This window comes from Duffyella gerundensis (assembly GCF_001517405.1).
Taxonomy (GTDB): Bacteria; Pseudomonadota; Gammaproteobacteria; order Enterobacterales; family Enterobacteriaceae; genus Duffyella; species Duffyella gerundensis.
This window is the reverse complement of record NZ_LN907827.1, coordinates 991,042-1,003,732: the sequence shown is the minus strand read 5'-3', so window position 1 is coordinate 1,003,732 and position 12,691 is coordinate 991,042. Positions and strand designations below refer to the sequence as shown.

The following is a 12,691-nucleotide window of genomic DNA, read 5'->3' as shown; positions in this document are numbered from 1 at the left end:
ACTGGGCCAACGCTTACAGAACAGGTAAAACTCTTTTTGCCGTGTGATTAACCATTCATCTCGAGACTATCATTATCATCATTACTGGCGCTGGCCGCTAACGGCGCGCTGATATCGAGATAACTTTGTAATTCAATAAGATGCTTACGCATCAACTTCTGCGCACGTTCAATGTCATCTTTCAGCAGTGCATCGACAATCTCTTTATGTTCGTCATAGTGGCTAAAAATCACCTCAGACTGACGATAAAGCATCATCACCAGCGCACTGCGCGCCAACAAATTAGCCAGGATATTTTCCAGCACGCTGTTACCCGCGATGCGCGCCAACAACAGATGAAATTTATCCAGCTCATACACAATATCGTGCATATCGTGGCGTTCGATAACCGCCCGTTCATTACGCTGTTGTTCGAGAATCTCCGCTGACCAGGCAACAATTTTTTCTGGTGTAATCAATGCAACAATCGCTGGCTCAATTGCCTGACGTGCGATAAAAATCTCCCGGGCATCACGCCTTGAGGGGGTTGAAACGACCGCGCCAAAGTTAGGTGCGATAGTAACAATATTCTGCAGCGCCAGACGTTGTAGCGCGCTTTGCACATGATTGCGATTAGCTGAGAGAGATTCAACGAGCTGCGACTCAATCAAACGGGTGCCAGGACGCAACTTGTGCTGCGCAATTGCACGCGTCAATTCATAGACAATCCGTTTAATCTCCTTCTGCTTCTCGGTGAGCTTAATCGCCATGATTTTTCGTATCCTCAATAATTATTCCCAACGATGACCTTACCCCTGTTTTGGATTAATAACGCTAGCAATCTTAAGGCGCCCACACCCATACACCGGGTATCCATACAGTATAACGTTTTGCACGATTACACGCGAGTGTCAGATGGGATTCCAGCGGCACTTTATGTACCAAAAAAGTGGATAACGGCGTTGTTTTAACAAAAGAAATAATGCATAAATCAATTTCTTTCATCGATTAAAACAGACGGAGCGGCAGGAAAAAAGATTCACCGAAGGTCAATACCTACTCATATAAAACGTGCCATTACCTGAAAAAACCGAGATATAAATTTTAATTTAATTGAACGTTGACATTCTTTTTATTATATCGATAGCAACAGCCTGTTACCGCGAGATGTATTGAGTCATATAGGTAGCATTCTATTTATTTTAATCTATTCTTCACCAGGTGAATTGAGCCTTGACAAGGCCGCAGGACGCACCCACAAATCAAAAAAAGATGAGTAAAAAAAGTTATTTAACCAAAAATCACCATTAAAAAATGTTAACATTAACATTGAAGAGAATTTTTTCTTAGATGAAAAAAGTGCATTTATTTTATAAGATATTTTATTTATTCAGCAGAGCATCATAAAGGCCAAAACTATTACCCTGCCCTTATTACACTGTATTTTATGCACGCCTGATGCGGCGAAAAAACAGGATTATTCGAAAGAATAAACGGGCTGTATCAGCACGTTATTATCGTCACAGCCAGCGAGAATATGCACGAATCAGGAATGGTAAAACATCGGTTTCGCGCACTTGAGGGGTGAGTGCTGCCTGGAACAAAAAAACATGGCTTTTAGCCACAGGCTTCATCAGCGTTATTGAAATCTTGACCAGTAAATAAGTGTCGACGGTATTGTGTCGTCGCGAATTGCAGTTTGACCAGCAACAGCACGCTACAGGCGGAAAAAAGCCCCAGGCAACAGAGTGGCAGCGCAAAAAAAATAGTAAACACATTCAGTAAGTTAATTTTAAATACCTCTTCAGCAGCCATCTTAACTGCTGGTGCACATACGGCGTTAATATTGTCGCGCTGTGCATTATTTATAACGCTGCCCTGCCCTCCTTGCGTGAAACCTGCTCGCTGTCAGCGGAGTAAATCGTTATAGTTAACACCCCGCTGGATATTACAGCTAAATGCATCACTTACCATCCCTAATGGCTGCCCACTGTACCTCGGTTAAAGCCGGTCGGCCTGGCTATGGATTTTCGGAGATGCTGATAAACCGCCAGCCTGTATTTAGCGTTTAAAAAACGCCGTTAATTTTGGCACAAGTCATCAGCGTTCTATCGGTATGCTGCATTACGTTTGTTTACAGCGGGATAATATCATTACCTTAAGGCCTGTTTATCGAACCTGTGTGCGCATCTCTTTTTTACCTTGTGGCATCATGATCGTTATGGCAATCCTGTTGGCAACGCTATACGTCTGTAATGATGGTTACTCAGGAACCATTGTTAATATTATCGGGCGATCAATCGAAAATAACTCTTTAACTCCGTGCTAATAAAAACTCATGCCAAAAAGGTGCGCTTATATGATAACGCTTTCGTTGAGAATTTGTCTCCCGCCAGCTCTGACAACTGTGCGCTGATACTTATTAAAGCCGATAATTTCAGGCAGAGAAAGTCACCACCTTCAAGCAATATTATTCATAAGTTTTCCGACAGTTAACGGAAGAAAAGCGTAAAAGCAGGTTTTGTCGCTGCGCTAATTGATGATGAGTGCATTCAGGGCCTTATACCCGCACAGATGCCGTCAAAATGCGATTATCGATTTCTTCCTCACGATGTAGAAAAAAATTATTACTGACTATAACGCAACACGCTATTTAATAACGTGAGTTATCAGCTGGAAAAGCGATGTTAGCGATACAACATCCACGTTATCTGAAGCCCTTTTTCCTCTTTGCCACCCTTTCGTTGTGCGAGGGATTACCCGCCGCGCACCACAAATGACTGCATACCCTAAGCCTGCCCGTATAGAGAGAGCTGCTGCCCATCACATCACATTTACGCTGTTCAGACATGCTCCTTGCCGTTCTATGCACCGCAGCGGCTACCACAAACGACAGGCGCACTCGGTACCTTCGTTAATCATCATCATTCTGCCATTAATACGCCAGGCCACAACGACACCGGCGACTGGCAAAATACTCACTCAGATAAATTTTTTCGTCGCGGACAGAAATGTCTCATTTTTGCTATTCTCTGCGTACCGATCCGCTTATAGATGCAGCGCGATCACTGTTATCGGTATTTAGGGAAAAAAATGAAATTTAAAGGCCTCTCCAAGGGATTCTTCATCCTGCTGCTTGCGATTGTTACCTGGGCTTTCTTTGATGTGTTAAGCCCCTATTTTTCAGCGATTTTATGGGCTGCCATTTTGGCGGTGATCTTCTATCCGCTGAAAACCAAACTCCGTGAAGCGATGGGCGATCGCAATGGTGCAGCGTCGCTGGTGACTATTCTGATCATCTGCCTGATTGTGTTTACGCCGTTGGCCGTCGTCGCTTCTTCGCTGGCTATGGAATTTAATATCATTTACACCAAGCTGCAGGCGAACAATACGCCGCTGCCCACGGTGCTGAATCAGGTTACACATCACCTGCCGGGCTGGGCGCGTAGCTTTCTCTCCGAACAGCACCTGAACAGCGCAACTGAAATTCAGAAGAAGCTGTCTGATGTGGCGTTACGCGGTAGCCAGTATCTTGCCGGCAGTGCGTTTCTGATCGGCAAAGGCACTTTTAGCTTTGTGGTCGGTTTCGGCGTGATGCTCTATCTGCTGTTTTTCCTGCTGAAAGATGGCGCCTGGCTGGTCAGCCTGATGATGGAATCGCTGCCGCTGTCAAAATTTATGAAGCATCACCTGCTGGTAAAGTTCGCGGCGGTGTCGCGGGCGACGGTCAAAGGCACCGTGGTGGTCGGTATCGTCCAGGGGGTATTAGGCGGGCTGGCATTCTACATTGTCGACATCGAGGGCTGTTTGCTGTGGGGCGCATTGATGGCGTTCCTGTCACTGATTCCAGCGGTGGGTTCAGCCATTATCTGGGTACCGGCTGCGGTCTATTTCTTCGTTTCCGGCATGCTGTGGCAGGGTCTGTTTCTGGTGGGCTTCTTTGTGGTGGTCGTGGGCCTCGCGGATAACCTGCTGCGTCCGCTGCTGGTCGGCAAAGACACCAAAATGCCCGATTACCTTATTTTGATTGCTACCCTTGGCGGCATGGAAATCTACGGCATCAACGGTTTTGTGGTTGGCCCGCTGATCGCAGCGCTGTTTATCGCCTGCTGGAACCTGCTCTCTGGCCGTGATAACCAGGCTAACACCGACGAGCTGGATGAAGATTTCATCGAAGAAGGTCGGCTACCGCCTGGCGCGTAATTCTCCTCTCTCCCGGCTCCGCGCCGGGAGTTTTCCTCTGTTTCCTGCCCTGCTCGTGACACCTGCCGCTTCGCATGAATCTCCCGAACAAAGACACTATCTTTATTATTCATCTTGTTACTGGAGCAGCATTCAGGAGGAACGGCATGAAATATTGGTACTTCATCTCACTTATTGCCGCCGCGGCGTACCTTTTTGCATTTTTACCTAAATTACGCACTCAGCGTGAACCCATCGCCTATTGGGGCTGTTTTGTCTATCTGGGCGCATCAGCAATCTGGTGGGGGCTTTACGGGCTGCGTCATTACTTTGGGTTGATTTAAACTGCGGTCGGGATTCTCTGAAGGCAAGATCGTCATCGGGGAGCCCGACTGAATGGCTATAAAAGGGAGTATGAGAACGGAAAAACGGAATGAGATAAAGGAATATAAGAAGATGGTGCCGATAAGAGGAGTCGAACCTCCGACCTTCGCATTACGAATGCGCTGCTCTACCAACTGAGCTATATCGGCGTCGGGAAGGTACTGCGGGGCGATAAATTATGAAAAATCGTGAAATGAGTCAAGCTGTCGTGGCGCGACCGCTGCTTTTATCGGCAGGATCGGCAGGCAAAAAAAAAGCGAGGCCGCAGCCTCGCCGGTCAAATGACCTGTTCCACCAACAAGCTTTATCTAATCAGGGTCGATCTAGTCGTAATACGCGAGTTTATGGTCAACACCGTTGATATTGACGGTGATATAACCGCCCGGCGTCGTGGCATTGACCGGTTTTGCCGCGACGGCGGTAGCCAGGGTCAACACGCCTTTCTCATTGGCACCGATACCGGCCAGGCCGTTATGCAGCGCGAAACGCATCTGCGGTTTCGTTGGCCCCAGTTTGGTCAGGTCAGTAATCAGTGAAAAGTCTGGCGAAAACTGCGAACAGACGCCCGCGTCAAAGCGCGTAGGTCCGGTGGTTTTCAGGTTGAACATGGTGTCGCCGCTGCCCGCTTTGAGCTTTACCCACAGCTCAACAAAATCGACGCCCTGTCGGTTATAACGGGCATCAATAATGGCAGGCGATCCGCGATGGAACATATCCACCCATACCGAGCTGCCGCGCTGCAGGTTTATTTCCGTTACGCCGGTTGATACCGTGGCGGTTGGGCTGCCTGCCGTGCCTGATGGATCGGCGGTGCTTGCCCGGCCGATAAATTCGGCCACCCACTGTTGGTTAGCGATCGGGAAGTTAAATGCCCCCACGCGGTACCAGTTATCGGTATCGGTGCTGTTATTGAGACGGTAGCCTGAGAAATGGCCGACGCGCAGCGAACCGGTTAATTGCGTGCCGAAGTTCTCATCACGACGCCAGCCATACTCATAACCCGATAACCAGCGCGGTGACGACATTGCGGTGGAGAGTTTGGCACCTGCCTGCAGGTTGATCTGGCTCATCAGGACGCGACTGTTGTCGAGATTCAGCGGATTGGAACAGCCTTCCAGGTTGAATACCTGAATTTTCCACTGCCCTTCTGACAGGTTACCCGGGTAACGGGTACGCTCAATCCAGACGTTGCTGATTAGCCCCTGCGTCATGCGCGGCATATACAGCGTGGCGTCGCCATAGCCACTCTGGAAATTCGAGTTGGTGATCTCAATCGCCGTCGAGTGGTTCCAGCCGCCGCCGGGCGAATCTGACCAGCCCACATCAAAGACGCGGCCAAAGGTGTTACCGGTATAGATTTGGTCAAATTTACTGTCAAAGGTATCGATCAGCTTGAACACCGTGCCGCCAGCATTTTGCGCCTTGAAGCAGGTGACATTGGTCGACTGGCCTTGCGTAATAATGTTTTCCAGGAACGGCTGTGCATTGGTACACATAGAAGCGGCAATGGCCGCGGTATTGGTGTTGATGTCGGCTGACGCCTGGCCGTTCCAGGCGATACCGCGGATGGCCGTTCGCCGCGCCTTGATCTTGAATACCGGCTGGTCACTTTTGGTCGATATGATCGTGGTGCGTGGTACCGCACCCAACTCGACATCATCGCCATACAGGCCGAAGAAGCCAAACTCGGTGGCGCTGGTATCGATCGGCGAGATCAAATACTTGCCCGCCGGGAAGCGGATCGGCAGCCCGTTCACTTCCGTATTCCATGTGCGTGCCCAGTTCAAATAACGCATAACGGCATCGTTATCGTCAGTGGTGCCGTTGGCACGTGCGCCAAAGTGCAGCACATTGATCAGTGCCGGATCGTTGATGGTACGCCGCCAAAAATAGTTGGTGCCCACGGCAACGGTACCCCCATTATCCGGATACGGACTGTTGCCGGTAAAGGTAAAAGCAACGAATTCACCGCCCCCACGAAAGGTGTTATCGCCAGCGTAGTAACGTTTTAAGGTTGCAACATCACCCTGTTTGGCAGGTACGGTTGTTCTCAGTTCGGCAAAAGAATTCACTTCAATCATATATTCCTCCTCAGGAACACTGGCATAAAAAAGCCCCTGCGAAGCAGAGGCCAGATAGAGGGTTAAACAAGGTTATTTGGCGGCAGGTGCGTGACAGAGCGAATCCCACAAATCGTTGTGGGCGTTAATCGCTCTGATAGTGCGGATATCCAGCACGCGGGCATCGTCGCCGTGGGTGATAATCGGGGAAAAAAGCGAACAGGATGAATCGGTCAGCGCGACCGGTTCAGGATTGGTGGTAGTTTGACTGCTGCAGCTTGTCACGAGCAGCAGCATCATCAAGCCCGTTATTCGTGTTTTGTACACGGTTAGCCTCCTCACGGTTCTGTTGTTGTTGTTTGGCGACGGCAGAGATCTGCGCAGACTCCTTACGGGCCGCGGCAATATCGGCCCGCGCGCGCTCTTTGGTTTTGCCAATCTTGTGGCCGCCGACGTAGCTGGCAAACAGCGCCGCGACCAGCGCTGCCAGACCGGCCAGCCATTGCCAGCTGCCACCTAATAATGCGGTTATTACGCTCATGATTTAGCCTCTCTACTGACCATTACCGTTGCTGGTGGTGGCGTTGCTGGTGGTGTTGCTGTTGGTTGTACTGACGGTGGTGCTGTTCGTGCTGGTTTTGCTTTGCGTCTGCAAGTCATCTTTGCGCTGCACCAGATTTTTTTGACGGACAAACTGTGCAATCACCGCCATGGCGACCATAAAGGCGCCAATAAAACCGAGATAGTTATGCGGCAGATAGGATTTGATGTCCTCGGGCAGCGCCTGCCAGCCGCTCATTGCTGCATCGGGGAAAGATTGCGCCCAGGCGCTGAGCGCTGAGCCCAGCGAACCGAGCCATACCGACCAGGTTCTGAACAGCAGTTTGGCGTGAGAAACGAACTCCAGCGTAGTGAATCGTTGCAGCAATATCACCGTGACGATCAGCAAAATCACCGGCACAACAAAATAAACGTAAATCATAACAACCCCTTGTAAACATCATAGGTGCCGGTGCGCATCACTTCGGCATGGCGCCGCGCCCGCCCGGGCGTCTGTCGCGCCCACAGGCTGTTCAGCATGCCGTTGGCCGCGCCGCTGAAATCACCGGCGGCGACCATTTTCAACGTTTCGTTAAACGCCGCCAGGCCATCGACGCCCAGCTGGTAAGCCATGCTGTACAGCACATCACGTCGCGGTTCGTTGCACTGCGCCAGCGCCTGGCTCAGCACCGGACGCTTTTCCATTTCTGATGCTTTGCTCTCCAGAATGCAGTGCTTCCAGATGTCGCCCACCTGGCGAGGTACGCGGAATGAATAGTTAGATAACGACGCGCCTTTCGGCCCAATGCGGATACCGCCCGCCACGGTTGGAAATCCCTGCGTGTCCAGATAAGGCGCGTCCACATAGCCTTCTTCAAAATTTAAAATGGGAATGATCTGACTCATAACGTCACCTCTCTGACATGCACGGTGAATGATAAAAAAATGAACAATATTGATTAATAAGCCTGACAGAACCTGGCGATGACAGGCAGTTAAACATCAGCAATGCTGAAGTTTTAAACGCAGGAGTTTTTTGCAAATTACTACCGTTTAAAAATAGAGACGGGTGCCTCTTAACGGCAATGCTGACGTGCGGGGGTTGCAAGATAATCCGCGCCCGCTTTTTCACGATCGTCACTGACCGCATAGAGGTAAACATGCGGTAAGCAGCAGTTATCAAAACTGGCTTCGGTACGGGCTCGGGGGACAATTTGCGCAACGGCGCGTTGCACACGGCTCAGGGATTTGCGCTTGCAGATTTGCTCTGCCTTACGCAGCGGTTCGGGGGGTGCCTCCAGACAAAATGCGAGATCGATGCTCTGTTTAAGCTGACTCATCGCCTGCCGCCGATTGTGGCGCCGGGAACGAGCGTTGCCAATGAAAGTTGATTTGCCATAACTGATTATCGCCATAACTCCTCCTGTGAATGAGTCTTTGGCGATGGGATGGCATGCGCTCGTATCCGGAAACTGGACAGCTCAGGCGCATATTTCGCTCACAAAAAAAGATCCTGACTGCGTTAACAATCAGGATGCATTTTTCGTCAGACAGAAAATGAGCGTTTACCGACGCTACCTATGCGCATCCACCCCATCCCAAAGCTTATTCGCTTTTGGTTTGGCTTAGTGTTGCGCTTGTGCAGCGCCTGAATTGTTTAAGAGCAGTACAGTCCGTGTAGCGGTATGACGTCTTCCATGTGCAAATTATTAACTGGCACTTATGATTTATCAACAACCAAAAGTTAATTTTTTATTCACTAGCGGTTAACCTTATGATCTTTGGGAAACTTTATTTTTATCCGAGGGAAAAAACGGGCGGAAAGTGGCGCAAATCTCCGGTTTTACCCGGAAATTAACCAAGGAATTGATAGGCGCGTGGCTGACTCATGATGACTTTTGCATGCACCTGCATGCCCTGAGCCTCTTCGCGTGTGAGATACCAGGTTTCATAACGCTTGTTATCTGAGATCACTGCGAGCTTGCGGTGCTGCTGCTGCAAACGTTTCAGATAGAGTTGATCGTCGAGGGTGAAAATGTAGATGCCATCGCCATCAAACAGCTGGATGCTGATGTCGACGAAGATTTGATCGCGCGGCTCGAAGGTGCCGGACATGGCATCACTGTTGATGGCGATCAGCCGGATGCTTTCAGCAGGTCGGCCGTTAAACAGCACCCGTGCTTCATCCATGCCATACTCAATGGCGGTGATGGTTTCCACGAACTCGTCGCGCGGGTGTGCACTGCCCGGCAGATTGATCGTGAAGTCGAGTACTTCAACCCGGTAAGTCCCCTTGCCGATGCCGCGGAAAAGGTGGTTGGCTTCGCCATCGGCGGTCACATTACCGGCGCCATATTCCAGCCACTCGGCGCGTACGCCCAGCAGCTGGCTCAGGGCGAGTATATTTGTCGCATCAGGTATCGCCTGACCATGAAACCATTTCCATACTCCCGGTGTGGAAATTTTACACCCCTGCTTCTGCAATGCATCAGCAACCTGTTTGTTTCGTCCATGACCGCTAACACCTGCACTCTCACAGGCGGCAATCAGTCTGGCAGTAAAGGCTTGTTTAGAACACTCTCTTTTAACCATTAGTTATTTTTCTGCCATGAAGAAATGCTTACTGTTATTTCTGATTTTTTGCTACCAGTTCATTTTATATTACCGTCGGTTGGCTACCCAAAAGAATTTATTAAGCATCACCTGAGGTAATTATGTGGTTTACCCTGAATTGACCTGACTCAGAGATGAGAAAAATCGCAACGGAAAAGCAGCACGCCAGGTTTTACCCGGCGCAGAGACGCGTTGAATATCAGGACAAAGCACGGACGGGAAGCGCTGGCTGAACATCGACAGCATTTTACAAGGCGCGAGCCGAAAGAAAAAAAGAGATGCCATATAAACCACAAAGCAGGAAAAATCTTAACGGAGGAGAACGCGTAACGCTCTGCTAATGACTGGATCTGAAATGTTCGTTTTTTTGGCAAAAAAAACGGGCAATTCACTGCCCGTTTTTATGCTTGTCATGCGCGGATAGTGTTATCGCCCCAGGCGATCCATTTGTAGGTGGTTAACGCCTCCAGCCCCATTGGGCCACGGGCATGCAGCTTTTGCGTACTGACCGCCACTTCTGCACCAAGACCAAATTCCCCGCCGTCGGTAAAACGCGTGCTGGCGTTGACGTAAACCGCAGACGAGTCCACCTGATTGACGAAACGATTCGCTGCCTGCTGATCGCGGGTTAAAATCGCGTCGGAGTGCTGCGTGCCGTGCTCACGGATATGATCAACCGCAGCGGCTAAGTCAGCCACCACCTTGACATTAAGATCGAGCGACAGCCATTCATCATCATATTCATGCGGCTGGATCAAGCTCACGGCCGCCGGACCGCGCTGCAAAAGCGCCAGTGCATTGGCATCGGCGTGCAACGTAATGCCTTCGTCGGCGGCGCGCTGGCTGAGCAGCGGCAGAAACGTGGCGGCAATCTCCTGATGAACCAGCAGGGTTTCCAGCGAGTTACAGGCGCTCGGACGCTGCTTTTTGGCGCTGATGATTACCGTCAGCGCATCACTGAAATCAACGCCGGGATCGACATAGGTATGGCAAACGCCGATGCCGCCGGTGATCACCGGAATGGTTGAGTGCTCGCGACACAGCTTGTGTAAGCCAGCGCCGCCGCGTGGAATCAGCATATCGACATAGCGGTCGAGCTTCAGCAGTTCATTAACCAGCGCGCGATCGGGATTGTCGATCGCCTGTACCGCGCCCGCCGGTAAGCCGTGCGTCAGCAGAGCATTCTGGATCACCTTCACCGTGGCGGCATTGGTACGATGCGTCTCTTTACCGCCGCGCAGGATCACCGCATTGCCGGTTTTCAAACAGAGCGACGCAACATCAACGGTGACGTTGGGCCGCGCCTCATAGATCACGCCCACCACGCCGAGCGGCACGCGGCGACGCTCAATGCGCAAGCCGCTGTCGAGCTGGCCGCCATCGATCAGTTGCCCGACCGGGTCGGCCAGAGAACAGACCTTGCGCACGTCATCGGCGATGCCTTTCAAACGTTGCGAATTCAGGGTTAATCGATCCAGCAACGCGTCGCCCATGCCATTGTGCCGGGCGTCCGCCACATCCTCTGCGTTAGCAGCCAGAATCGCCGCGCTCTCCACTTCCAGGCGATCGGCGATACTTTGCAGCACCTGATTTTTTTGCTGGGTGGTTAATTCTGCCAGCTGATACGATGCGGCACGCGCCGCCTTTCCCATTTCCTCAAGCATTACGCCTCCTTAGCTGACAATCAGATCGTCCCGATGAACGGCAACCGGACCATATTCATAACCGAGAATGTCGCTGATTTGCTGACTGTGATGTCCGGCGATCATGCGCATCGCATCGCTGTTATAGCGTGAAACACCGTGCGCAATGTCGCGGCCATCGAGGCTGCGAATGCGGATCACTTCACCACGTGAAAAATTACCGTGAATGGTACGAATACCCTTGGGCAACAACGAGCTGCCGCGCTCAAGAATCGCCGCCAGCGCGCCGTCGTCGACGATCAGCTCACCGGCAGGCGGCGCACCAAAAATCCAGCGCTTGCGATTTTCCAGCGGCGTTTGCAACGCATGGAAACGGGTGCCGACTGGCGTACCGGCAATCACCTCGGCGATCACGCCCGGCTTGCTGCCAGCCGCGATAATGACATCCACGCCGGCGCGGCAGGCAATATCCGCCGCCTGCAGCTTGGTCGCCATGCCGCCGGTGCCCAGCCCGGACACGCTGCCGCCCGCAATGGTGCGCAGCGCATCATCAATGCCGTGCACGTCGGTAATCAGCTCGGCCTGCGGGTTGTCGCGTGGATCGGCGGTAAACAGCCCTTGCTGATCGGTTAGCAGCAGCAGCTTGTCGGCTCCGCCGAGAATCGCCGCCAGCGCCGACAGGTTATCGTTGTCACCGACCTTAATTTCTGCGGTCGCCACCGCGTCGTTCTCGTTGATCACCGGCACAATGTGGTTATCGAGCAGTGCACGCAGCGTGTCGCGTGCATTGAGAAAACGCTCGCGATCTTCAAGGTCGGCGCGGGTCAGCAGCATCTGGCCGATGTGAATGCCGTAGATGGAGAAGAGTTGCTCCCACAGCTGGATCAACCGGCTCTGGCCAACGGCAGCCAGCAGCTGTTTAGAGGCGATAGTCGGCGGCAGTTCCGGGTAGCCAAGGTGTTCGCGCCCCGCCGCCATGGCGCCAGAGGTGACAATAATAATGCGATGTCCCGCCGCGTGCTGCTGCGCACACTGACGAACCAGTTCCACGATATGCGCGCGATTTAACCGACGCGATCCGCCAGTAAGTACGCTGGTCCCCAGTTTTACCACCAGGGTTTGGCTGCCGCTCATGCTGTCCTGCCGTTAGTGAATTTGAAGAATCGAATATTTAAACAGGAGTCGATCAGGAAACCAACTCTCGCGCCGGGAAAAGCACAAAAAACCCGGGACAGCGGCGTAGACCAAAAGTTCGCCATTCACCAGAAATGCGTGAAATTGTCATAAAAA

11 protein-coding genes, 1 tRNA gene and 1 pseudogene are annotated in these 12,691 nt (G+C 51.6%); 2 read left to right on the top strand and 11 right to left on the bottom strand.

From position 1 onward, the window contains the following. Positions 1–47 precede the first annotated feature (47 nt). Complete coding sequence (locus EM595_RS04490; protein ID WP_067428257.1) at positions 48–749, bottom strand: GntR family transcriptional regulator; 702 nt, start codon at positions 747–749, stop codon at positions 48–50. 847 nt (positions 750–1,596) lie between these two features. After that, complete coding sequence (locus EM595_RS04485) at positions 1,597–1,794, bottom strand: hypothetical protein (RefSeq protein ID WP_067428255.1); 198 nt, start codon at positions 1,792–1,794, stop codon at positions 1,597–1,599. A gap of 1,278 nt (positions 1,795–3,072) precedes the next feature. Here EM595_RS04485 and EM595_RS04480 point away from each other — a divergent pair. Together EM595_RS04480 and EM595_RS21260 are read left to right on the top strand one after the other, a co-directional pair. Beyond that, positions 3,073–4,182 carry an AI-2E family transporter gene (locus EM595_RS04480; protein WP_067428254.1) on the top strand — a complete coding sequence of 370 codons (1,110 nt, stop codon included), beginning with the start codon at positions 3,073–3,075 and terminating at the stop codon, positions 4,180–4,182. Positions 4,183–4,328: 146 nt separating this feature from the next. After that, positions 4,329–4,505, top strand: coding sequence for a hypothetical protein (locus EM595_RS21260; RefSeq protein WP_173645357.1), 177 nt, complete (start codon positions 4,329–4,331; stop codon positions 4,503–4,505). Positions 4,506–4,618: 113 nt separating this feature from the next. On the opposite strand, the gene EM595_RS04475 is transcribed toward EM595_RS21260, so the two are convergent. The 9 genes and pseudogenes from EM595_RS04475 to proB all read right to left on the bottom strand — a co-directional run bounded on the left by EM595_RS04475 (position 4,619) and on the right by proB (position 12,535). Further along, positions 4,619–4,694, bottom strand: a tRNA-Thr gene (locus tag EM595_RS04475). A 174-nt stretch (positions 4,695–4,868) separates the two neighbouring features. Next, positions 4,869–6,626 carry a putative phage tail protein gene (locus tag EM595_RS04470; protein WP_067428253.1) on the bottom strand — a complete coding sequence of 586 codons (1,758 nt, stop codon included), beginning with the start codon at positions 6,624–6,626 and terminating at the stop codon, positions 4,869–4,871. 226 nt (positions 6,627–6,852) lie between these two features. Next, complete coding sequence (locus EM595_RS04465; RefSeq protein WP_067428251.1) at positions 6,853–7,146, bottom strand: hypothetical protein; 294 nt, start codon at positions 7,144–7,146, stop codon at positions 6,853–6,855. A gap of 96 nt (positions 7,147–7,242) precedes the next feature. Next, a pseudogene (locus EM595_RS04460) lies at positions 7,243–7,587 on the bottom strand (DUF7940 domain-containing protein); the annotation flags it as partial. Next, complete coding sequence (locus tag EM595_RS04455; protein WP_067428249.1) at positions 7,584–8,051, bottom strand: lysozyme family protein; 468 nt, start codon at positions 8,049–8,051, stop codon at positions 7,584–7,586. The pseudogene EM595_RS04460 and the gene EM595_RS04455, both read right to left, overlap by 4 nt. A 170-nt stretch (positions 8,052–8,221) precedes the next feature. Next, positions 8,222–8,560, bottom strand: coding sequence for a transcriptional antitermination N peptide (locus EM595_RS04450; RefSeq protein ID WP_071852483.1), 339 nt, complete (start codon positions 8,558–8,560; stop codon positions 8,222–8,224). A gap of 439 nt (positions 8,561–8,999) precedes the next feature. Next, positions 9,000–9,737, bottom strand: coding sequence for a LexA family transcriptional regulator (locus EM595_RS04445; RefSeq protein WP_067428248.1), 738 nt, complete (start codon positions 9,735–9,737; stop codon positions 9,000–9,002). Between the two features lie 431 nt (positions 9,738–10,168). Then, entirely contained in the window at positions 10,169–11,422 is a 1,254-nt protein-coding gene (gene proA / locus EM595_RS04440) for a glutamate-5-semialdehyde dehydrogenase (protein ID WP_067428246.1), read from the bottom strand. A gap of 9 nt (positions 11,423–11,431) precedes the next feature. Further along, positions 11,432–12,535, bottom strand: coding sequence for a glutamate 5-kinase (gene proB, locus EM595_RS04435; protein WP_067428245.1), 1,104 nt, complete (start codon positions 12,533–12,535; stop codon positions 11,432–11,434). Positions 12,536–12,691: the final 156 nt, after the last annotated feature.